Origin of the sequence: Sphingobium sp. S6 (assembly GCF_905120495.1) — a bacterium.
GTDB lineage: Bacteria > Pseudomonadota > Alphaproteobacteria > Sphingomonadales > Sphingomonadaceae > Sphingobium > Sphingobium agri.
Genome location: NZ_CAJHOG010000003.1, coordinates 131,895 through 154,227, shown reverse-complemented (window position 1 = coordinate 154,227; position 22,333 = coordinate 131,895). Strand labels below are relative to the sequence as shown.

The 22,333-nt window shown below is 63.8% G+C and carries 21 protein-coding genes and 1 pseudogene; 9 read left to right on the top strand and 13 right to left on the bottom strand.

What is annotated here, in order from left to right; all coding sequences use genetic code 11:
• Nucleotides 1–49 precede the first annotated feature (49 nt).
• Nucleotides 50–607: a 2'-5' RNA ligase family protein gene (locus tag SPHS8_RS11455; RefSeq protein ID WP_201515635.1), complete on the top strand. Its 558-nt coding sequence runs from the start codon at nt 50–52 to the stop codon at nt 605–607.
• Between the two features lie 236 nt (nt 608–843).
• Here the strand turns inward: SPHS8_RS11455 and yihA are convergent, their stop codons facing one another.
• The 9 genes from yihA to SPHS8_RS11415 form a co-directional block, all read right to left on the bottom strand.
• Complete coding sequence (yihA, locus tag SPHS8_RS11450) at nt 844–1,482, bottom strand: ribosome biogenesis GTP-binding protein YihA/YsxC (protein ID WP_443018578.1); 639 nt, start codon at nt 1,480–1,482, stop codon at nt 844–846.
• Nucleotides 1,483–1,521: 39 nt separating this feature from the next.
• Nucleotides 1,522–3,222 (bottom strand): membrane protein insertase YidC, encoded by a 1,701-nt coding sequence (yidC, locus tag SPHS8_RS11445; RefSeq protein ID WP_097092357.1) that lies wholly within the window; start codon nt 3,220–3,222, stop codon nt 1,522–1,524.
• 37 nt (nt 3,223–3,259) lie between these two features.
• Nucleotides 3,260–3,472: a membrane protein insertion efficiency factor YidD gene (gene yidD / locus SPHS8_RS11440; protein WP_097092356.1), complete on the bottom strand. Its 213-nt coding sequence runs from the start codon at nt 3,470–3,472 to the stop codon at nt 3,260–3,262.
• Nucleotides 3,469–3,927, bottom strand: a complete 459-nt coding sequence (rnpA, locus tag SPHS8_RS11435; protein WP_097092355.1) for a ribonuclease P protein component — start codon at nt 3,925–3,927, stop codon at nt 3,469–3,471. The genes yidD and rnpA overlap by 4 nt, the downstream gene beginning before the upstream one ends.
• A gap of 32 nt (nt 3,928–3,959) precedes the next feature.
• On the bottom strand, nt 3,960–4,094 hold the full coding sequence (rpmH, locus tag SPHS8_RS11430; RefSeq protein ID WP_007683189.1) for a 50S ribosomal protein L34: 135 nt from the start codon (nt 4,092–4,094) through the stop codon (nt 3,960–3,962).
• Nucleotides 4,095–4,270: 176 nt separating this feature from the next.
• A complete protein-coding gene (locus SPHS8_RS11425) occupies nt 4,271–5,050 on the bottom strand; it encodes a DsbA family protein (RefSeq protein WP_201515633.1) in 780 nt (259 codons plus the stop codon).
• A complete protein-coding gene (locus SPHS8_RS11420) occupies nt 5,047–6,396 on the bottom strand; it encodes a M48 family metalloprotease (protein ID WP_201515914.1) in 1,350 nt (449 codons plus the stop codon). Before SPHS8_RS11420 ends, SPHS8_RS11425 begins: the two co-directional genes overlap by 4 nt.
• Nucleotides 6,396–6,527, bottom strand: a complete 132-nt coding sequence (locus tag SPHS8_RS20595) for a hypothetical protein (RefSeq protein WP_268933218.1) — start codon at nt 6,525–6,527, stop codon at nt 6,396–6,398. The genes SPHS8_RS11420 and SPHS8_RS20595 overlap by 1 nt, the downstream gene beginning before the upstream one ends.
• 17 nt (nt 6,528–6,544) lie before the next feature.
• The gene (locus SPHS8_RS11415) at nt 6,545–9,205 is read right to left on the bottom strand and encodes an Rne/Rng family ribonuclease (protein WP_236575105.1); all 2,661 of its coding nucleotides are present in this window, start codon (nt 9,203–9,205) and stop codon (nt 6,545–6,547) included.
• 573 nt (nt 9,206–9,778) lie between these two features.
• Between SPHS8_RS11415 and SPHS8_RS11410 the strand changes: the two are divergent.
• From SPHS8_RS11410 to SPHS8_RS11385, 6 genes and pseudogenes are all read left to right on the top strand, one after another.
• A pseudogene (locus SPHS8_RS11410) lies at nt 9,779–10,615 on the top strand (N-acetylmuramoyl-L-alanine amidase family protein); the annotation flags it as partial.
• Between the two features lie 80 nt (nt 10,616–10,695).
• The gene (locus SPHS8_RS11405; protein WP_201515631.1) at nt 10,696–13,212 is read left to right on the top strand and encodes a penicillin-binding protein 1A; all 2,517 of its coding nucleotides are present in this window, start codon (nt 10,696–10,698) and stop codon (nt 13,210–13,212) included.
• Nucleotides 13,213–13,329: 117 nt separating this feature from the next.
• The gene (locus SPHS8_RS11400) at nt 13,330–13,710 is read left to right on the top strand and encodes a GIY-YIG nuclease family protein (RefSeq protein ID WP_236575104.1); all 381 of its coding nucleotides are present in this window, start codon (nt 13,330–13,332) and stop codon (nt 13,708–13,710) included.
• An 82-nt stretch (nt 13,711–13,792) separates the two neighbouring features.
• Nucleotides 13,793–14,920 carry a peptide chain release factor 2 gene (prfB, locus tag SPHS8_RS11395; RefSeq protein ID WP_097092349.1) on the top strand — a complete coding sequence of 376 codons (1,128 nt, stop codon included), beginning with the start codon at nt 13,793–13,795 and terminating at the stop codon, nt 14,918–14,920.
• Nucleotides 14,920–15,654: a class I SAM-dependent methyltransferase gene (locus SPHS8_RS11390; RefSeq protein ID WP_201515629.1), complete on the top strand. Its 735-nt coding sequence runs from the start codon at nt 14,920–14,922 to the stop codon at nt 15,652–15,654. Before prfB ends, SPHS8_RS11390 begins: the two co-directional genes overlap by 1 nt.
• A 101-nt stretch (nt 15,655–15,755) precedes the next feature.
• Entirely contained in the window at nt 15,756–16,067 is a 312-nt protein-coding gene (locus tag SPHS8_RS11385) for a PilZ domain-containing protein (RefSeq protein WP_097092897.1), read from the top strand.
• A 3-nt stretch (nt 16,068–16,070) separates the two neighbouring features.
• Here SPHS8_RS11385 and SPHS8_RS11380 read toward each other — a convergent pair whose 3' ends face one another.
• From SPHS8_RS11380 to SPHS8_RS11370, 3 genes are read right to left on the bottom strand one after another with little or no spacing between them, the layout of a single operon-like run.
• Nucleotides 16,071–16,226 carry a hypothetical protein gene (locus SPHS8_RS11380; RefSeq protein WP_176502231.1) on the bottom strand — a complete coding sequence of 52 codons (156 nt, stop codon included), beginning with the start codon at nt 16,224–16,226 and terminating at the stop codon, nt 16,071–16,073.
• Nucleotides 16,227–16,244: 18 nt separating this feature from the next.
• A complete protein-coding gene (locus SPHS8_RS11375; RefSeq protein WP_201515628.1) occupies nt 16,245–16,955 on the bottom strand; it encodes a hypothetical protein in 711 nt (236 codons plus the stop codon).
• 4 nt (nt 16,956–16,959) lie between these two features.
• Nucleotides 16,960–18,174, bottom strand: coding sequence for a toxic anion resistance protein (locus SPHS8_RS11370; RefSeq protein ID WP_201515627.1), 1,215 nt, complete (start codon nt 18,172–18,174; stop codon nt 16,960–16,962).
• Between the two features lie 191 nt (nt 18,175–18,365).
• On the opposite strand from SPHS8_RS11370, the gene typA reads away from it, so the two are divergent.
• Both typA and SPHS8_RS11360 read left to right on the top strand, forming a co-directional pair.
• Nucleotides 18,366–20,186 (top strand): translational GTPase TypA, encoded by a 1,821-nt coding sequence (gene typA, locus SPHS8_RS11365; RefSeq protein WP_201515626.1) that lies wholly within the window; start codon nt 18,366–18,368, stop codon nt 20,184–20,186.
• A 128-nt stretch (nt 20,187–20,314) separates the two neighbouring features.
• Nucleotides 20,315–21,367, top strand: a complete 1,053-nt coding sequence (locus SPHS8_RS11360; protein ID WP_201515625.1) for a DUF1176 domain-containing protein — start codon at nt 20,315–20,317, stop codon at nt 21,365–21,367.
• Nucleotides 21,368–21,370: 3 nt separating this feature from the next.
• Here SPHS8_RS11360 and egtD read toward each other — a convergent pair whose 3' ends face one another.
• Nucleotides 21,371–22,330, bottom strand: coding sequence for an L-histidine N(alpha)-methyltransferase (gene egtD, locus SPHS8_RS11355; protein WP_201515624.1), 960 nt, complete (start codon nt 22,328–22,330; stop codon nt 21,371–21,373).
• Nucleotides 22,331–22,333 lie beyond the last annotated feature (3 nt).

The window sequence follows — 22,333 nt, the reverse complement described above, 5'->3', positions numbered from 1 at the left end:
CGGCTGAATAAGAACATATAGTGAACAAACGAATCGGAAAGGATCAGCCATGCGCCACGACAAGCGCGCCGCAACTTTGTATCGTCTCTTCTTCGCGCTGAAGCCGCCTGTAACGGTGGCGCGGCAGACCGATCATCTTGCGGAAAAATTAGGCGGCGGCGAGCGGCGTATCCGCCTGGAACATCAACATATGACGCTCGCCGTCACGGCCGATTATATCGAATATCCCTATGCAGTGATCAAGGCATTGCTGCGCGCGGGCACGAGCGTGGAGGCCGAACCCTTCGACATGCGGCTCGACAAGGTGAGTTTCACCAACCGGTCGGTCGCGCTACGTCCGTCCCGATCCGTGCCGCTGCTCAATCAGCTACAGCGCTCGATTGCCGATGCGATGTGGAGGGCAGGGGTGGCCTTGCGTCCGGGCTGGAGCTTCAGCCCCCATCAGACATTATTTTACAGGGACGGGCCGCCATCGCAGCAGAGCATCGATGGCTTTTCATGGTCACTCGACCGGTTTGTCCTGGTGTGCAGCCATGTCGGTCGCACGCGGCACGATATTCTGGGCACGTGGACGCTTAAAGGCGACGGGCAGTATGAGTTGTTCTGATGCTCAAGCGAAAGTGCGTCTAACAGAATCGCTCGAGCCGTTCGAGCTGAGCTTGCCGAAAAAAGCCCTCTTCTTGAAAAGTAGAGCCCCTCCGCAGGCTCAGGGCGAACGGCGTGGTGCCGGTATGAAGCACAAGATTTGAGGCCGTAGCTCGGTATCGATGGTTATGCCGTGGAGCAGCGTGCAGATGTGCGGTTAGTATGAACGCTGCCAGATAGCCGCAGGTGGAGAGTTTCTCAGCCCTCGGTCACGCTGGCCAGCACGGCGGCTCGAAGTTCGGCTATGCCCATCCCCTTGTCGCTCGATGTCGGGATGATCTCCGGATGGGCGGCCGGCCGCTTGCGGATGGCATCGCTCGCGGCCTGCATGATTTCGGCCAGATGGCTTGCCTTCACCTTGTCCGCCTTGGTGAGCACGATGCGATAACTGACCGCTGCTGCGTCCAACATGTCCAGAATGTCGTTGTCGACATCCTTGATGCCGTGGCGACTGTCGATCAGCACGAGCGTCCGCTTCAGCTTCGCCCGGCCGCGCAGATAATCATTCACCAGGAAGCGCCATTTACGCACCATGTCCTTGGGCGCGCGGGCATAGCCATAGCCGGGCATGTCGACGAGGCGAAAGCGCAGCGGATCGCCCACATCGAAAAAGTTGAGCTCCTGCGTCCGCCCCGGCGTGTTGGACGTGCGCGCCAGGCTGTTCCGCCCGGTAAGAGCGTTGAGCAGCGACGATTTGCCCACATTCGAACGGCCCGCAAAGGCCACTTCATTGACCGACATGTCGGGCAGGAATTTCAGATCCGGCGCCGATTTGAGGAAGGCGATCGGCCCGGCGAACACCTTGCGCGCTTCCTCGATCAGTTCGGGGTCGACAATGTCGGTCACGTGATTTCCGTTCGTCTCGTGGACTATGCGCTATTTCGCCGGGGCCGCGCTCAATGCAGGATGGCGCTTGTAGAGCCACCACTGCTGCAACATCGACAGGCAGTTGTTGGTGATCCAGTAAACCAGCAGGCCTGCCGCGAACGGCGCCATGATGAACATCATCATCCACGGCATGATCGAGAAGATCTGCTGCTGCATCGGGTCCATCTGCGCCGGGTTCAGCTTGAACTGCAGCCACATGGAAATGCCCAGCAGCAGCGCCAGCACGCCGATCGCCAGGAAGGACGGCGGGGTGAAGGGCAACAGGCCGAACAGGTTGAGGATGTGCAGCGGGTCGGGTGCGGACAAATCCTTGATCCACAGGACGAAGGGCTGGTGACGCATTTCGATCGTCAGCTGCAGCACCTTGTAGAGTGCGAAGAAGATCGGGATCTGGATGAAGATCGGCAGACAGCCGGCGAGCGGGTTTACCTTCTCGCGCTTGTAGAGCTCCATCATCTCCTGCTGGAGCTTGGGCTTGTCGTCCTTATATTTCTCCTGCAGCGCCTTCATCTTCGGCTGAACCGCGCGCATCGCCGCCATGCTGGCGAACTGGCGCTGGGCCACGGGGAACATCAATGCGCGGACCACGAAGGTCAGGCAGATGATAGCGACGCCGAAATTGCCGATATGTTCGAACAGCCAGTGCAGCAGCGCGAAGATCGGCTTTTCGAACCAGTAGAACCAGCCCCAATCGATCGCCCGGTCGAACAGCGGAATGCCCGCGTCCTGATAGGCTTCGAGCGTTTTCACTTCCTTCGCGCCGACGAACAGGCGCACGGTCTGCGTCACGGCCTTGCCGGGAGCCAGCATGGTGGGCGCAAGGCTGTAGTCGGCCTGATATTGCGTGCCTGCCCCCTTACGGAACTGGCCTTCAAAAGCGGCCTTCTGGTCAGGCACCAGCGCGGACAGCCAATATTTGTCCGTAAATCCGATCCAACCGCCCGTGGATTGGAAGCTCTGGCTGGAGGGACCCTTGTCCAGATCCTTGTAGTTCACGTCATAATTGGCCGCGCCGTTGAACACGCCCATGGGCCCTATATGGATGGTCCAGGTGTCGGGATCCTGGGGAATGCCGGTCCGGCTGATATAGCCGAATGGCTTCACGCCCACCACGCCAGTGCCGCTGTTCGCGACCTTCTGCTGCGCGGTGATCATGTAGTTTTCATCGACCGTCAGGCGGATTTCGAAGGTCTGGCCTGCGCCATTGTCCCAGCGCAGCGTCACGGGGCTGGTAGGCGTCAGCTCCTTGCCGTCGGCAGTCCAGACGGCGTTGGCGTCCGGCGCCTTCAATCCTTCACCTTGCCAGCCGAAGCCCGCGAAAAAGGCGTCTTTCGTGCCAGAGGGGCTGTAAAGGCGGATCGCTGGGGAATTCTTCGCGATCGTCTCGCTGTAGGTGGGCAGCACGATGTCGTCGATGCGCGCGCCCTTCAGGTTGATCGAGCCGACCAGCTTGGGAGTCCGGATCGCGACGCGCGGGCTCTCCTTCAGGACGAGGGCGCGGTCGCGAATCGCGGCGGGGCTGCTCGCCACGGGACTCGATCCCTGCGCCACCGGCGTCGTCTTGCCACCTTCGATCTTGGTCGCGGGCGGATTGGCGGCGGGGAAGAAATGATTGGCGATATAGGGCCAGCCGAACAGGATCGCTGCGGTCAGCAGCACCGCCAGAACAATATTCTTCTTGTCGTCCACGCTTGTCGGCTCCGCCGTCTTTTAGTGAAAATTCGTGTCAGGGCACCGGGTCGTAACCCGATCCGCCCCAAGGGTGGCATCGCATTAGCCGCTTCGTGGCGAGCCAGCTACCCTTCACCGCACCATATTTACGGACAGCCTCGATCGCATATTGCGAGCAGGACGGCGCATAACGGCAGCTTGGCGGCAATATGCGGGACGGGCCGATCTGCCAAAACCGTGCGATGAGTATGAGGAGGCGGGCGATCATGAGCTCGACTCGCCCTGTTTCTGCGAAGCGGGGAAACCAGTGCTGCTGTTGCCCGGCATCGCTGCGTCAGGACTATGCTTCTGATCCTTTGCGCGGGCGGGCCGCTTCTTTGCCTTGCGCGGTGCGTCGCCGACCGGTCGGCTCATCACCTTACCCAGCGCCTTTTCCAGCTCCGCGCGCAGCAGGGCGAAGTCCCGCTCGATCCCTTCGGACCGGCCGATCAGCACATGATCGGCCCCCGCCACGCCATGGACCGGCAGCAGCTCGCGTGCCAGAACGCGAAAACGGCGCTTCATCCTGTTGCGGATGACAGCGCCGCCAATCTTTTTCGTCACCGTGATGCCGATACGCATCGCCGGATCACCATCGGCCCGTTCGCGCACCAGCAGGACAAAGCCCGGCATTGGCGCGCGCCGCCCACGATTCGCCGCCAGGAAATCAGCGCGCCGCCGCATGACGGCTGGCGCGCGATCCGGCGGCGCGTCGTTCAGGCGCTCAGGCTCTTGCGGCCGCGAGCGCGACGGGCACGCAGCACGTTGCGGCCGCCGGGCGTCGCCATGCGAGCGCGGAAACCGTGACGGCGCTTCCGAACCAGATTGCTCGGCTGATAGGTGCGCTTCATCGTTCATTCCTCAAAGCAAAACGTCAAAATCGGGCGTGACAAAAAAGGGCCGCCGTTGGGCGGCCGCATGTCAGGGGGCGTCCGATAGGCAAAAGCGGTGGACGAGTCAATGGCGGAGGAGGGTGATCGAAGAGGATGCGCAACATGTTCTCACTCCCCTTCAGGGGAGAGGGAGTTCAGCGCCTCTGCTTCGCCCGGACCGTCGCCACCGCCTGCTTGAGCGCATCATATCCCACCGCGCCGTTCAGCACCTGATCGCCCACGACGAAGGTCGGCGTGCCGGTCGCGCGCAGCTTTTGCGCCAGGGCGATGTTGGACTGGATCTCCGCATCATATTTGCTGCTGGCCATGGCCGCCTCCGCAGCCTTGGCATCGATGCCGACCTTGGCGGCAGCGCCGAGGATCGTTTCCCGAGTAACCTTGCCACTATCATACAGCGCCCGGTGGAAGGGCATATATTGGCCCTTCTCCGCCGCCAGCAGCGACACCTTGGCCGCATCCGCGCTCGCGTCGGACAGGATCGGCAACTCGCGATAGACGACCTTCAACCCCTTGTCCTCGCCGACCAGCTTGGCAAGGTCCGCCAAAGATGCGCGGCAATATCCGCAGGCATAGTCGAAAAACTCGACCAGCGTGACGTCGCCATTGGCCGCGCCTTCCCAGGCACCGGCATAGGGCGTCTCGATCGCCTTGCGGCTTTCGCCGATGCTGTCGGCGACACGCTTCGCCTGGAGCCGTTCGACCGCTTCGGGAATGATCTCGGGATGTTCGAGGATATAGTCGCGCACGATCTTCTCGATCGCCGCCTTGTCTCCCGCCGCCACGCTGCCTGTACTCTGCATGCCGAGGGCCGCGCCCGCGGCAGTGGCGGCGATGAAGGCGAGGGCGCCAATCGTCATCTGGATGGTCCTGTTTGAAAGTGCGGCGCGAAAACCGGGCCGAGAGGTTTCGGTCATTTCTTCTTTCGCTTCTGCTCGATGGCCGCACGTGAAACCATGGCGATATCCTGCGCCCGCAGATAGTCAACCGTGCCAGGCTTTAACGCCTGCATGGCCGCGTCCGCGCTGCGCAACGCCATCTGGTCCTGACCCATGAGCGCGTAGCGTTCCGCCGTGGCGAGCGCCGCACGGGGCGTATCGCCCCGCCGTTCATAAACGACCCCCAGCTGATACCAGGCGAAGGGATTTTCCCGATCCCGTGCGACGGCGTTGCGCAGCACCTGTTCGGCCTCGGCGAAATTCTTGTCATCCTCCGTCGCGATCAGCGCATGGCCCAGCATGGTTGCGATCAAGGGCTGCTGGGTGAGCTGCACGGCTTCGCGCAGAGGAGGAATGGCGTCGGCGGGCCTGCCGCTTTCCAACAGCACCTGGCCTTTCAACTCCAGAAAATAAGGGTCATGCGGCTGCGCTGCAAGCAAGGCGTTCACCTCGGCGATCGCCTTGTCGGGGTAGGCGCTCTTGTGCCAGGCATAGGCGCGCGCGTAATGCGCCGGAAGAGACTGGTCGCTCTCGGGATATTTTATCAGCGTCTGGGTGGGTTCGGAAACGAAGCCGACCAGCTTGGCCTTGATCCTCTCGAACCGCGCTTCGAGCTTCGGGTCGACCGGCCTGTCCCAAGCGGGATCGACGGTGTACACCTCCCTCAGGACGTTGATGCGCTCGCCCGACAAGGGGTGCGTGCGGCCGTAGCTGTCCTCCTGCGGGATTGCGAGGCGATATTCCTGGTTCTGCAGCTTCTTGAAGAATTCCAGGCTGCCTTTGCCGGACAGGCCTGCCTTGCTCAGATAGCGCGCACCCGCAAGGTCGGCGGAGCTTTCCTGCGCGCGGGAAAAGGCGAGGAATTTGCCCATCGCCGCCTGCTGGCCCATGCCCAAAATGCCCATGCCCGCTTCCGCGCCGCCCGCCGCGATTGCCGCGGCGCCAAGGACGAGGCTGAGCAAGGTAATGCCCGTCGCGGCCTTCATGCCTTCCGACGAGCGGATGATATGGCCGCCCTCGATATGGCCAAGTTCGTGCGCGACCACGCCTTGCAGCTGGTTCACATTGTCTGCCGCGGCGATCAGGCCGCTATGAACCCAGACATATTGGCCGCCCGCGACGAAGGCGTTGATTTCCGGGTCGTTGAGAACCAGCACCTGGACATTGCGCGGCTCCATCCCCGCCGCGCTCACCAACGGTCCCGACATGTCTGCCATGAAGGCTTCGGTTTCGGCGTCGCGCAATATCTGCTGCGCCATCACCGGTTTGGCGACGAGTGCCAGCGATGCAACGGCAATCGCAGCGGCGCGAAGCCAGCGGCGCATCATGGCCGATCACCATGGAGCAGGGATGAAGGCAGCATGCCCGCGCCCCTGCCAGCGCCGCGATGAACTCCGCCTGAAGCGAGAACGCCGCCGCCTTTCCGGAAAACCGGCAGGGCGGCGGCGTTGCTCATCAGACGGGCGTCCTTACTTACTGGCCGAAGGTGCGCTGCCACCATCCACGGCGCGGTGCGCTTTCCGTTTCGGCCTGCTGGGCATCGGCAGTCTCGCCGCCGTCAGCGGCAGCGACGGCATTCTCGTTCGCGCTGGCCGGTGCCGCATCACCTTCAGGCGCCACGGTTTCCGCGATCGATGGGGCTTCCGCTGCTTCCTGAGCAACGGCCTCCACCTTCTTGCGCCGTGTGCGCTTGGGCTTGGCGGGTGCTTCGGCCTCGGGCTCCGCCGCAACCGCCGGTTCGGCCGGTGCCTCCGGAGCAGCTTCAGCCTTCTTGCGGCGCGTGCGCTTGGGCTTGGCAGGCGCTTCCTCTGCGGCCACTTCGGCAGGAGCCTCGACAGCCTCGACAGGGGCAGCTTCCGCTTCCTTCGGCTTGCGCGCCCGGGGACGGCGGCGCGTCTTCGGCGCCTCTTCCTCGGCCGGTGCTTCCGGTGCGGCTTCTGCTACCACGTCAGCGACCGGTTCAGCCTCAGCGGGTTCCTCGGTGGGCTCGGCAGCCTCGGCGGCTTCGCTGATCGCCTCGTCCGAAACCGCTTCGCCCTCGCGGCGGCGGCGTCCACCCCGGCGGCCGCGCCGGCCACGGCGGCGGCCCGCCTCTTCTCCCTCGCGATCGGCTTCGACGGGCTGTTCTTCGGCCCCTTCGGCCACCGCTTCAGCGTCTTCGTCAGCCTCTTCGGCGGGAGCGGCGGCAGCTTCTGCCTGACCCTCTCCATGATGGTCGTCGCGCTGACCGCCCCGGCGACGGCGACGACGGCGGCGGCGACGTCCACCCTCGCGGTCCTCGCCCCGGTCACCGCGCTCGTCGCGCTCTGCAGCCTCGACTTCCTCGATCTCCTCGTCGTCCAGCTCCTCGACGATGTCGAGATCATCCTCATCCTCGACGAGCGGCGCATAGGTCACCACCCGTTCCGGACGCGGACCGCTGGCCTCCACCGACATGCGCGCGCCTTCGACCTCGCCATCCGGCAGGATCGCGATGGTGACGCCATAGCGCTGCTCGATCTCGTCCAGCTCGCGGCGCTTGTTGTTGAGGACATAGAAAGCCGCTTCCTGGCTCGCGCGCAGTGTGACGAGATTGCCGCGCCCGCGCGCCGCTTCCTCTTCCAGCATGCGCAGCGCGCTGAGGCCTGCCGACGAAGCGGTGCGGACAAGGCCGGTGCCTTCGCAATGCGGGCACTGGCGGGTCGATGCTTCCAGCACGCCGGTGCGCAGCCGCTGACGGCTCATTTCCATCAGGCCGAAGCCGGAGATGCGGCCGACCTGAATACGGGCGCGATCATCCTTCAGCGCCTCCTTCATCGCCTTCTCGACCTTACGGATGTTGGAGTTCATCTCCATGTCGATGAAGTCGATGACGACCAAGCCCGCCATGTCGCGCAGGCGCAGCTGGCGGGCGATTTCCCGAGCCGCTTCCAGGTTGGTGGCGACGGCGGTCTGCTCGATGCCATGTTCGCGCGTCGAACGGCCGGAGTTGATGTCGATCGACACCAGCGCTTCGGTGGGGTTGATGACCAGATAGCCGCCGGACTTGAGCTGAACGACGGGATTGTACATCGCCGCCAGCTGATCCTCGACGCCCGCCCGCTGGAACAGCGACACGGCGTCGGCATATTGCTGCACCCGGCGCGCATGGCTGGGCATCAGCAGCCTCATGAAATCCTTGGCGGCCTTGTAGCCATATTCGCCCTCGACGATGACCTCTTCGATATCCTTGTTGTAGATATCGCGGATCGCGCGCTTGATGAGGTCGCTGTCATTGTGGATCAACGCGGGGGCTTCGGACTTCAGCGTCTTTTCGCGAATCTCGTCCCACAGGCGCGCGAGATAGTCGAAGTCGCGCTTGATCTCCGGCTTGGTGCGCTGGAGCCCGGCTGTGCGGACGATGCAGCCCATGGTGGAGGGCAGGTTCATTTCCGCGATGATCGACTTCAATCGCTTGCGGTCTGCGGCGTTCGAAATCTTGCGCGAAATGCCGCCGCCATGGCTGGTGTTGGGCATCAGCACGCAATAGCGCCCGGCAAGCGAGAGATAGGTGGTCAGCGCCGCGCCCTTGTTGCCGCGCTCCTCCTTGACGACCTGCACCAGCAGCACCTGACGGCGCTTGATGACGTCCTGGATCTTGTAGCGGCGGCGCAGCGCCATGCGCTTGCGGCGCAGTTCGTCGGCGGCTTCGTCACCACCGCGCTTGCGGCGGCCGCCCCTGTTGCCGTTGCCCTCGGAGCCCTCGCTGCTTTCAGCGGCCTCGCCTTCATCATCCTCATGATGCGTGGCTTCGACGACTTCCAGCCCATCGTCGTGATGATCCTCGTCATCCTCGACCTCGGCGCGCAGCGCGGCCTCTTCCTCGGCATGCTCGCGCTCTTCGCGCAGCAGCGCCTCGCGGTCTTCGCGCGGGATCTGGTAATAGTCGGGATGGATTTCGCTGAAGGCGAGGAAGCCGTGGCGATTGCCGCCATAATCGACGAACGCCGCCTGAAGCGAAGGTTCTACGCGGGTGACCTTGGCGAGGTAGATATTGCCTTTGAGCTGCTTGTGCTCGGCCGATTCGAAATCAAACTCCTCGATCCGGTTACCCTTGACGACCGCGACCCGGGTTTCTTCCCGGTGGCGCGCATCGATCAGCATACGCATTGTCATTCATTATTCTCCGGCGAAGGCGGCCAGCGGCACTGGGCCGGGCTGCCACGCGATAGTGGGGGGACGAACGCAGTCGCGCCGCCAGCGGCGCGGGTGTTGCTATCGTCCGGTTTGACAGGAAAAACTGCGCTTCTGCTGCATTGGCAGGGCCGGGCAAATCGCCGGTCCGCTCCGTCCAAGCCGCATCGCCCGTCATCGGGCTCAGCGTGGAACGGAAATCATGCCTCATGCAGCGTCAACCTGTTCGTCGCATCGGGCCAGAGCGTTGGGCGCTCGCCGATGCTGCCGTAAATGTTCCCGATGAAGAAGCCCATCTGACATGGGCGTTTCTTTCAGGAATGTGAATGGGTAGCAGCCTAAGGCCAGCCTAGCAATGTCCCGGGCGAAATTGTTTCGTCCAGGATGAATGCCGCCATTCTGCCGTTCAATCGCCGAACATGGTGAAGCAAAGGTAAACGCCGCGCGGATGCACGCGCATGGAGAAGGGGCTGGACGTCATGGCGCGGCGCGTTGCAAAAGCGCGCCATGCTTCACGCGCTAGCTCTGGCAGCTGCTTTCCTGACCGGCCCTCAAGGGTCCGGGCGCATCCTCTTCGCCCCTCCAGCGGCCATGGCGCCGCGCCCTGCCAAGCGGTGGCACAGCATTACCGTGCCGATCCCGCCGGTCGCGCGAGGCCTGTCTCTGCCGAAGGTGGAAGGGTCGACCGATCCCTCGCGCCCGCTGATCGTCATCGACGCGGGCCATGGCGGGCATGATCCGGGCGCGATCAGCGCCGAAACGGGCGAGAAGGAAAAGGACCTGACGCTGTCCATCGCGCAGGCGATCCGCGATCAGCTGGTAAGGTCGGGCCGGCTGCGGGTGGCGCTGACGCGGGATGACGATCGCTTCCTGGTGCTGCAGGAACGCTATGGCATCGCACGGAAGATGAACGCCGATCTCTTCATTTCGGTGCATGCCGATTCGGCCGACAATCATGAAGCACGCGGCGCGACCATCTATACCTTGTCGGAGGTGGCGTCGGACCGGGAAGCGGCGCGGCTGGCGGCGCGGGAGAACAGGGCGGACGTTCTGAACGGCGTCAACCTCAGCGGCCAGACCGATGCTGTGTCATCCATCCTCATTGATCTGACGCAGCGTGAAACAATGAAGGAATCAGCGAATTTCGCTCGCCTTCTCCAGCGGGAGGGGAGGCCGTTCATGCTGTTCCGGCCTGCGTTTCATCGCTATGCCTCACTCATGGTTTTGAAGGCGCCCGACACGCCGTCCGTGCTGTTCGAAACCGGGTATCTCAGTAATAAGGACGACGCCGCTTTCCTCGCCTCACCTGAAGGGCGGAGCGGCATCGCGAAGGGCGTGGCAAAAGCGGTCGAGATCTATTTCGCCCGCAGGCTCGCGCCCGGCGGCGGCTGAGCGCCAAGATCCCGTCGATCTGCACTCCGTCGATCCGCACTGGCGCTGGCCGCATTTTGACCTTAGAGCCTCCTGTCGTCATGGAAGAGGCCCGTCCCCATACCGCCCGCTCGTCCTTCGCCGACCGCCTGAGGGGCAGGCTGGCGCCCCTTTGGCAACGACGCCGGTTCCGCTGGGCAGCCATTGCGCTGGGCGGGATGTTCACTGCGATACTGCTGTTCTGGCTGATCTTCGCGCGCGGCTTGCCCGACGCCGCCACGCTGCTGGAATATGAGCCGCCGCTCCCCACGATCGTGCGCGACATCAATGGCCAGCCGGTGCACAGCTATGCCCGCGAACGCCGCGTCCAACTGCAATATAGCGATTATCCGCCGCTCCTGATCCGCGCCTATCTGGCGGCGGAGGACAAGACCTTCTTCGATCACCATGGCGTCGATATTCCCGGCTTCTTCGGCGCAGTGTTCGACTATGTGACCAAGATCGGGTCCGGCCAGCGCGCCAAGGGCGGGTCGACCATCACCCAGCAGGTCGCCAAGAACCTGCTGATCGGCGATGAATATTCCCCCACGCGCAAGGTGAAGGAGATGATCCTCGCCTACCGCATGGAAAATGTGCTGTCCAAGCAGCAGATTCTGGAACTCTACCTGAACCAGATATTCCTGGGCCGGAACGCCTATGGCGTGCAGGCCGCGGCGCGGGCCTATTTCGGCAAGGACGTCGCGGACCTCAAGCTGCAGGAGATGGCCTATCTCGCGATCCTGCCCAAGGGACCGGCCAATTACCGTCCGGAAAGCCCCACAGGTCATGAGCGCGCGCTCGACCGGCGCAACTGGGCGCTTGGCGAGATGTACAAGAATGGCTGGATCAGCCAGGCGCAATTGAGCCAGGCGCAGGCCCAGCCGCTCGGCACGGTCGCACAGCATGGCTCCAGCTTCGACGCGCGCGCGGGCGGCTATTATATGGAAGAGGTGCGCCGCCGCCTGATCGACCTGTTCGGCGAAAAGGCGGAAGATGGCCCCAACAGCGTCTATGCGGGCGGCCTTTGGGTCCGCAGCCCCTATGATCCCAAGCTGCAGGAAGGGGTCGCCACCGCCCTGCGCAACGGCCTTTTGCGTTTCGACGCAGGGAAGGGTTGGTCTGGTCCGGTAGGCAAGATCGACCTGACGCGGGGATGGAAGCGCGAACTGGCCGCCAGCTATATCGGCATCGATTACGCCGGTTGGCGCGTGGCGGCGGTGATCGACCGCAGCTCTTCCGGGGCCGAAATCGGCTTTTCCGATGGGACCACCGCGACCCTGCCCGCGAGCGCGGCGCAAATGCCCTATCGCCGCGCCGGCGGGCCTGCGTTCAACAGCATGAAGCCCGGCGACCTGATCGTGGTCGCGCGCAACGGGTCCAGCTGGGCGCTGCGCAACGTGCCCGAAGTGTCCGGTGGCATGTTGGCCGAGCAGGTCCATTCCGGACGGGTGCTTGCCATGCAGGGCGGGTTCGACAACCGCCTGTCGTCCTATAATCGCGCGACGCAGGCGATGCGCCAGCCCGGATCGACCATCAAGCCGTTCGTCTATGCCGCCGCGCTGGACAATGGCATGACGCCTGCCTCGATCATCGTCGATGGCCCCTTGTGCGTCTATCAGGGCGCGGGGCTGGGGCAGAAATGCTTCCGCAACTTCTCCGGCGGCAGCGCCGGGCCGCAGACGATGCGCTGGGGCGTCGAGCAATCGCGCAACCTGATGACGGTGCGCGCCGCCAGCCAGACCGGCATGGATCGCGTCGTGCGAACCATCAAGGCGATGGGGATCGGCGATTATCAGCCCTATCTTTCCTTTGCTCTCGGCGCTGGCGAAACCACGGTCGAGCGCATGGTGAACGCCTATGCGATGCTCGCCAACCATGGACGTCAGCTTTCGCCCAAGGTCATGGACTATGTGCAGGACCGGCGCGGCAAGGTGATATGGCCGCTCCGCTGGCGCGCCTGCGACGGGTGCAACATGGCCAATTGGGATGGCAAGCCCATGCCCCGCTTCGGCTTCGAAGGGCGGCAGGTGATGAACCCGATGACCGCCTATCAGGTCGTGCATATCACCGAAGGCGTGATCCAGCGCGGCACCGCGACGGTTCTTGCGGATCTCAAGCGGCCGCTGTTCGGCAAGACGGGCACGACGAACGGCCCGACCAACGTCTGGTTCGTGGGCGGATCGCCCGACATCGTCGCTGGCGTCTATATCGGCTATGACCAGCCACGCAGCCTGGGCGGCTGGGCGCAGGGCGGCCGGGTCGCCGCGCCGATCTGGAAAGCGGCCATGGCCCCGGTGCTCGAAACCATGCCCAAGACCCCCTTCGTCGCGCCCGCGGGCATCCGCATGGTCACGATCGACCGCCGTTCGGGCAAGCGCGTTTATGGCGTGTGGCCCACCGACGATCCCAAGCCCGCCGTCATCTGGGAAGCGTTCAAGCCTGAAAGCGAACCCCGCCGCTCCATCCGCAAGGAAGAGGTCGCCGCGCAGGAACAGGCCGCCCAGCGGCGTGAGGCAAGAGCCCAGACGCGACAGCGAACGGACAGCGACTTCCTGCAGGAACAGGGCGGGATTTATTGAGAGGTGCAGGGGGACGCCGGGCTGGGTTTCGCGCGTCCTTCGACAGGCTCAGGACGACCGGGGGTTTGGAAAGACCGTCAACTTGGACCAGTAACACAAATTCCGTTCGTCCTGAGCTTGTCGAAGGACGCGCGCGCCAGCTGGACGCAAATCATGGCCTTCCATGCATATCTTCTCCGTTGCAGCGACGGCTCCTTTTACACCGGTCATACGGATGATCTGGAAAGCCGGATCGCGGGCCATCAGGCGGGCGTCATCCCTGGATATACTGCAACGCGGCGGCCCCTTGCGCTGGTCTGGTCGGAGAGCTTTGGTACGAGGGACGAAGCTCTGGCCGCTGAACGTCGTATCAAGGGCTGGAGCCGCGCCAAGAAGCTCGCGTTGATTGATGGGGACTGGGATAGGATGAGAATGTTAGCGCGTAACCGCCAAGGCAGCTCAGCGTCCTTCGACAGGCTCAGGACGAACGGGGGTGGTATAAGCGCGCTGAAGGATTGAACCTTCCCAAAATCGCATCCCTCGGATAGGGGCTGGCGTTTAGCGCGTTTAGGATGCGCCCCGAAGTTTCTGGAGACTCCCCATGCGCGCCGAAGCGCAGCAATATATCGATCGCATCGACGCCGCGCTGGACCTGCTGCGCCGCTTCCTCGACTGGGACCGCGCCTTGCGTCGCCTCGACGAATTGAACGCCCGCGTCGAGGACCCGACGCTCTGGGACAATCAGAAGATGGCGCAGGAAGTCATGCGCGAACGCACGCGCCTGGAAGCCGCGATCGGCGCGACCCGGGCGATCGACAGTGAAAAGACCGACACCGCCGAACTCATCGAAATGGCCGAGGCCGAAGGCGATGAGGAGATGGTCAACGAAGGCGTCGCTTCGCTGAAGGCGCTGGCCGACCGCGCGGACGAGGACAAGATCAAGGCGCTCCTGGCCGGAGAGGCGGACGCCAGCGACACTTATCTGGAAATCCATGCGGGCGCGGGCGGCACGGAAAGCCAGGACTGGGCGGAGATGCTGTCCCGCATGTACCGCCGCTGGGCCGAACGGCGCGGCTACAAGGTCGAACTGGTCGACTATCAGGCAGGCGATCAGGCAGGCATCAAGTCCGCGACCTTCTTGTTCAAGGGCGAGAATGCCTATGGCTATGCCAAGACGGAAAGCGGCGTCCACCGGCTGGTGCGCATCAGCCCCTATGACAGCTCGGCGCGGCGGCACACCAGCTTCTCGTCGGTCTGGGTCTATCCGGTGATCGACGACAATATCGAGATCGAGGTGAATGAGGGCGACCTCAAGATCGATACCTATCGCGCGTCGGGCGCGGGCGGGCAGCACGTCAACACGACCGACTCCGCCGTCCGCATCACGCACATCCCTTCGGGCATCATCGTCGCGTCGCAGAATGACCGGTCGCAGCACAAGAACCGCGCGACGGCGATGAACATGCTCAAGGCCCGGCTCTACGAGGCCGAGTTGCAGAAGCGCGAGGCGGCGGCTTCGGGCGAATATCAGGCGAAGACAGAGATCGGCTGGGGCCACCAGATCCGATCCTATGTGCTCCAGCCCTATCAGCTGGTGAAGGACCTGCGCACCGGCGTTACCTCAACCTCGCCCGACGACGTGCTCGACGGCGCGCTCGACCCCTTCATGGCGGCCGCCCTGTCGCAGAAGGTCACGGGCGAGAAGGTCGATGTGGAGGATGTCGACTGATGATCCGGGGCGCGCTGGCGGGATCCTTGTTCCTGCTGGCAGGCTGCGGCCTGTTGTCGTCCGCCAAGCAGGATGACCGGCCCGCCGCCGCGCGGGACTTTCCCCGTGCCGACAGGCCGGTGGCGCCCATCGTCTCGACCCGCTGGTCCAACGAGGAAGCGCGCGACCGCGTCAACGAGGCCGAAGACATCATGGATCGTGCGGGCATCCGGCCCGGCATGACCGTTGCCGACATCGGCGCTGGCGAAGGCTATTATACCGTTCGGCTCGCCAACCGCGTCGGCGCCAAGGGCAGGGTGCTGGCCGAAGACATCATGCCCGAGGTGATCGAGGCGCTGTCCCGCCGCATCACGCGCGAGGATTGGCGCAATGTCAGTGTCAGGTTGGGCGCGCCGGAAGACCCGAAGCTGCCGGAAAACAGCTTCGACCGCATATTCATGGTCCATATGTATCATGAGATCGCCGAGCCCTATGCGTTCCTGTGGAACCTCAGTCCCGCGCTCAAAAGTGATGGCGAACTGATCGTGGTCGATGCCAATCGGCCGACGGCACAGCACGGGACGCCGCCGCGCCTGCTGGTCTGTGAACTGGCAGCCGTCGGTTTCCGCCTGGAGGAACTGGTGCCCAAGCCCACGGCAGGCGGCTATTTCGCCCGCTTCCGCCGGGTCACGGCCCGGCCATCGCCGCAAAGCATCGTACCCTGCGCCATGAAAAGTGCGACTAACGTAAATTAGCAGTTTCCCTAGGGTAAAAGGTAGCTAATGGCGGGTTAACCATGATTCTGTGCGCCGTCTTGACCTTTTCATGGTTGGATGGCCCGTGGGAGTAGCTCGGTATGAACAACCAAAGCCCATTCCTGGCGGGCAACGCCGAACAGCGGCGGCACAGTGCACGGCACAAGATGTTCGGCCCCGTCACCCTATGCGTGGCCAATGCCGAAATGCGCGGCCATTTCCTGGACCTTTCCACCTCCGGCGCGCTTGCTCATTGCGAAACACCGCCCGCTGCTGGCAGCTATGTCGAGGTGAAGGCCTTTGGCGTGGAAACCAGTGGGCGCGTTGTATGGGCGCGGGGCAAGCGTTTCGGCATTCAGTTCAGCCAACCGATGACGGATGAAGCGATCGACACAGTCATCCGGGGAAGTTGAGCGTCAGCCGCGCTTGCGCCATTTCCGAAAGAGTGAAGCGCTGACCAGGCCGCCGCCCAGCAGCGCGGCGATGGCGCCACCTGCGGAGGCGAGCGCCCAGGCACCGGCGGCGAGCAGGCCGGTCAGGAAATCGACGATGATCAGCGTCAGATGGATCATGGCAAGAGGACGGCTGGCCTAGCGGCCAAGTTCCTTGGCTTCCTGATATTTGAGTTCAAGGAAGCGGTTCTGCACCGCCAGCTTGTCGATATCGCCGCTGGCCAGCGTCTCGCTGATCCGGGCGAGCTCTCCGTCGATGACCTTCAGCCCTTCGATCAGCTGCTGCTCGGGCACGCGGCCGTTGCGTTCCTCGCGGCGAAGCGGGGCGGGAATGGATTCATAGCCGGTGACCAGTTCGGGCAGGTGATCGGACAGCAGCTTGCGGATTTCCTGGGCGGCAGGCTCCTGATCATTGAGGCGTTCGAGCTGTGGCGCCAGCGTCTCCAGCTTGACGCCGATGCTGTCGGCTAGGGTGACGGCGGGGGCGGGCAAGGCCTTGCGCTGATTGTCGAGCCAGATTTCGGTCTGGAGCGGCAGGGCGGTGATCGGGGCGGTGGCGAGCGCCTGCGTCCCGACGCGTCGTTCGGAGGGGAGGAGGGCGATCAACAGCAGCGCCGCGATGGCAAGACCCAGCGCGACCATGACGCCAGTCGTGCCGAGTGGGATGAAGAAGCCTGCAACCATGCTGCCGACAAGGATGGCGAGTATCGACCAGAAGGCCCATTTCACCTTGCGCATCAGCGCGGTGCCGCGCCTCTGCCGCGCCCGGGTCGATAGGCTGCGCCCACGGTCGCCGTGGCGGCGCAGCACCGCTTCGGCATCGGCCAGGACACGGTCGGATCGGCTCACTGCCTTAGGCCTCGATCGCGCTCAATAGCGGGTTGTCGGCGCGCGCCTGTTGGGCGGCCTGGGCCTGGCCCTCTGCGCGGGCGATGTAGCCCTTCGACTTTTCCACCTCCGTCGACAGCGTGTTCACCGTCGTCTTCATATTCTCCAGCGCCTTGGCCTTGAACGTGTCGATATTGTCCATGGTGTCGTAGATATTCTGGAAGGCGCGTTGCAGCGTCGCGATGGGGATGGTGCTGGACGCGGCCTGCTCATGGATTTGCGCCGTCTGGTTCTTCAGCATCTCGCCGGTCGAATCGATCATGTTCGCCGTGGTCGTGTTGAGCGCGCTGATCTGTTCGAGCACCAGCTTCTGCCCCGCCAGTGCCTGCGCCACGGTGACGGCGGTGCGCAGCGCGGCAACGGTGGTGGTGCTCGCGCGGTCGACGCCCTTCACCAGTTCGACATTGTTCTTCTTGACGAGGTCGAGCGCCAGATAGCCTTGCACGGTCACGGCCATCTGCGTCAGCAGGTCCTGCGTGCGCTGGCGGATGTAGAAGAGCGCGCTCTCCCGGATCGCCTTGGCCTTCGCCGGATCGGTCGCGTCCAGTTCAAGCGCCTTCGCCTCCAGCCGGGCGTCGAGCGTCTTGGAGATGTGGATCATCTGTTCCAGGCGGCCCATCGCCGCCCACATATTCTGCCGCTCGACATCGATGGCGGCATTGTCCTTGATCAGCACGTCCTTGCCGCTGGCCAGGCTGCCGAGGATCGAGTTGATATGCCCCTGCGCGCTTTTATAGCCGTCGAAATAGTCGCGCAGCCGGTTGCCGAAGGGAATGATCCCGAACAGCTTCTTGGGCGCAAGCAGGCTGCCGCGCTTGCCCGGATCGAGATCCTCGACCGTGCGGCGTAGCTCAGCCAGGTCCGCGCCAACCTTGTTGTCGCTGTCCATCGCGCGGACGGGGCGATCGAGGAAGCGGTTCGAATGGCCCGCCGCCTCTGCGATCTCCTTGCGGCCCATATTGGTCAGCTGGTCCACCCGCTGGCCGAATTCGGGCGAGTTGGCGTCCTGTGCGACAAGGTCGTCGATGAAGGCATCTACCTTCTCGTCCAGCTTCGAACGCTTTTCGTCATCAAGGGGTACGAGACCCGCTGCCTTTTCTGGCGAGACCGGCGGCACCGGATCGGGCGGCGTCAGGTTGAGCGTGTCGGCTGTCGCCGTGGTGGGCGCGGTGCTGGCCATAACGTCTCCTTCATGCTGTTATATGTAGCTATAACAGTGGCGCTTCAATCCGGAATATGGTCCTGCGTCCGGGCCGATGCAAATCCTTGCCCTGCCCTTGCCGCAACGCATCATTTCCTGTAGGGGCGCGCGCGATACTCTGGTCAGGCGTGGTGCCGGCCGGGAAAACAGAAAATCCCAAAGGCACATGCATGTCCCTGCGTAATATCGCCATCATCGCACACGTCGATCATGGCAAGACCACATTGGTGGATCAGCTCTTCCGGCAGTCCGGCACCTTCCGCGACAATCAGCGCGTCGAGGAACGCGCGATGGATTCGAACGACCTCGAAAAGGAACGCGGCATCACCATCCTGGCGAAGCCCACCTCGGTCGAATGGAACGGCACCCGCATCAACATCGTCGACACGCCGGGCCACGCCGACTTCGGCGGAGAGGTGGAGCGCATCCTCTCGATGGTCGATGGCGTCATCCTGCTGGTCGATTCGTCTGAAGGCGCGATGCCGCAGACGAAGTTCGTGACCGGCAAGGCGCTGGCTCTGGGCCTCAAGCCCATCGTCGTCGTCAACAAGGTCGACCGTCCCGACGAGCGCATCCAGGAAGTGCTGGACGAAGTGTTCGACCTGTTCGTGACGCTCGACGCGACCGACGAGCAGCTCGACTTCCCGGTGCTCTACGCTTCGGGCCGCAACGGCTACGCCAGCGAAGATGCTCAGCGCCGCGAAGGCACGCTGGAGCCGCTGTTCCAGAAGATCGTCGATCATGTGCCGCCGCCGTCGCTGGACGTGGACGCGCCTTTCAGCTTCCTCGTGACGCTGCTCGACCGCGACAATTTCCTTGGCCGCATCCTGACCGGCCGGGTCCAGTCCGGCACGGTCAAGGTCAACCAGCCGATCCACGCGCTCGACGCTGACGGCAATGTGATCGAAACCGGCCGTGCGTCGAAGATCATGTCCTTCCAGGGCCTGGACCGCGTACCGGTGGACGAAGCCAAGGCGGGCGACATCATCAGCCTCGCGGGCCTGACCGTCGCTACCGTCGCCAACACCATCGCCGACCCGCAGGTCAGCGTTCCGATCAAGGCGCAGCCGATCGATCCGCCGACCCTGTCGATGCGCTTTGCGGTCAATGATTCGCCGATGGCTGGCCGCGAAGGCAGCAAGGTGACGAGCCGCATGATCCGCGACCGCTTGGCCCGCGAAGCCGAATCCAACGTCGCCATCAAGGTGACGGAATCGGAAGACAAGGACAGCTTCGAAGTCGCGGGCCGCGGCGAACTTCAGCTCGGCGTTCTCATCGAGACGATGCGCCGCGAAGGTTTCGAGCTCGGCATTTCGCGCCCGCGCGTGCTGTTCGGCGAGGACGAGAATGGCAACAAGACCGAGCCTTATGAAACCGTCGTCATCGACGTGGACGATGAATTTTCGGGTACGGTCGTCGACAAGATGAACATCCGCAAGGCCGAGATGACCGACATGCGTCCCTCGGGCGGCGGCAAGACCCGCATCACCTTTTCCGCGCCCTCGCGCGGCCTGATCGGCTATCATGGCGAATTCCTGTCCGACACGCGCGGCACCGGCATCATGAACCGCCTGTTCGAGAAGTACGGCCCCCACAAGGGCAAGATCGAAGGCCGCAAGAATGGCGTCCTGATCTCGAACGGCGCGGGCGAAGCCAATGCCTATGCGCTGGGTCCGCTGGAAGATCGCGGCATCCTGTTCGTCGGCGTGGGCGAAGCGCTCTACGAAGGCATGGTGATCGGCGAGAACGCCAAGCCCGAAGACCTTGAAGTCAACCCGATGAAGTCGAAGGCGCTGACCAACTTCCGCGCCAGCGGCAAGGACGACGCTGTCCGCCTGACCCCGCCGAAGAAGATGACGCTGGAACAGGCGATCGCCTATATCGACGATGATGAAATGGTCGAGGTGACGCCCAAGACCATCCGTCTGCGCAAGCGCTATCTCGATCCGAACGAGCGCAAGCGCATGTCGCGCGCCAAGGCGGCGGCTTGATCCAAGAGGCCGGTGTCGAAGGACACCGGCCTTTTTGTTATGGGGCCCCCATCAGTAGTGCATGTCCGGCGATGCGGCATGCCGACAAGCCACTACCGCTCCACTATAAACTAAGTTATAGTTAACTCATGGGGGACAAACGCTTAATCACGTTGGCGGCGATGCTGTCGGCGTTCATCGCATCCGCGCCGCTGGGGGCTCAGGCACCACGGCCCGGCGCCTTGGAAACCTACAAGGATTGGACGATCGGTTGCGACAATCGCAGCCGATGCGAGGCCGTGTCACTGCTTCCCGATGGCGGTGAGTGGCCGGACAAGCCCGTCGCGCTCGGCCTGGTGCGCGAGGCGGGGGGAGCAGCCGACCCGGAAATATGGGTCAGCCGCGATGGGCGCGGGCAGGAGGAGGTCAGCTTCCTGGTCGACGGTCGCAGGATCGCCACGGCCGCGGGCAGGGATGGCGAAGCCCGGCTGCAAGGGCCCCAGGCGGCCGCTCTCGCCATCGCCATGGCGCGGGGCACGAAGCTTGAACTGCGATCGGCCGGTGCAGTCATTGCCCGGCCGTCCCTTGCCGGAGCGGCGGCGGCAATGCGCTATATGGACGCGCGGCAGGGGCGTGCAGGCACGCAGGCGGCGCTGGTCGCGACAGGAGCGCTGGCGGCGAATGCGGTTCGCCCGGCGCCTCCGCTTCCTTTGATCCGCCGGGCGGTCATACCGGCAGGCGCGGCGCCCGTGACCCTGTGGCGCGAAGAACTGGCGGCTGTGGGGAAATTCACCGGTTGCGCGGACGAGATGCGTGATGCGTCGCCGCCGGAACTGCATCGCCTTTCAAAGACGGAAACGCTGGTGCTGGTCCCCTGCGGCGCGGGCGCTTACAATTATTCGGCTGTTCCGGTGATCGCCACCGGCATTCCGGGACGGCGCAGCTTCCGCCACGCGGCCTTCGATTATCAACCCGGCTGGAGCGAGGATGCCGCGCATCCCACCTTGGTCAACGCCTCCTGGACGCCAGAAAGTTCGTCGCTTGAAAGCTATGCGAAGGGTAGGGGCATTGGCGACTGCGGCAGCAGCGAAAGCTATGTCTGGGATGGCATCCGCTTCCGCCTGGCATCCGCGAGCGCGATGGGCGAATGCCGGGGGGCCTGGCATTGGATCACCACCTGGTCGGCCAAGGTCGTCCCATAGCGGTCACGCCGCAGCGGTGAGGATGAGGGAGAAGAGCCCGTCGGGATCGGTCCATTGCCGCGCCGGTTCCCATCCTCCTGCACGCAGCAGCAGTTGTTCGTCGCGCGGCCCATATTTGTGGCTGCTCTCGCTATGGATGGTCTCGCCCTGCTCCATCGCGAACGCATGGCCCGCAACGTGAAAACGCAGAGGCCGCAGTGCCTCCAGATGCATTTCGATCCGGGCCTTCCCGTCATTCCATATCGCGCGATGGGCAAAGTCTTCGATCGGCAGGTCGCCTTCCAACTCGCGGTTGATGCGCGCCAGAAGGTTGAGATTGAAGGCGGCTGTGACGCCCGCTGCGTCGTCATAGGCCGCGATCAGCCGGGCAGGGTCCTTGATCTGGTCCATGCCGATCAACAGCATCGCGCCCTCTCCGAGCAACCTGCGCATCGATCGAAGCAGGTCGACGGCCGATGACGGTTCCATGTTGCCGATGGTCGATCCGGGGAAAAAGCCGAGCCTTGGCAGATCATCGACCATATTGGGCAACGTCAGGTCGGCATGAAAGTCGCCGACCAGCGGCAGCACGGGCAGGCCGGGGAATGCGGACGCCAACGCCGCGCTGCTCGCGTGAAGGAAGTCGCCGCTGATATCGATCGGCACATAGGCGGATGGATCGATCGCCCGAAGCAGATGCGGCGTCTTGCGCGCGCTGCCTGCGCCGAATTCGATGACGGCCCGACCGGGGCCGACGGCATCGGCGAAGTCCGCACCATGGCGTTCCAGCAATGTCGTTTCGGTACGGGTGGGATAATATTCGGGCAGGTCGGCAATTTCCTCGAACAGTTCCGATCCGCGCCGGTCGTAGAACCAGATCGGTGGCGTCGCCTTGGGATAGCGGGAAAGCCCCTCCACTATGTCACGGCGAAAGCTGCTGTCCGCGACGGGGTTCGCGGCGGGGGCGTCGAGTGTCAGAAGCACAGG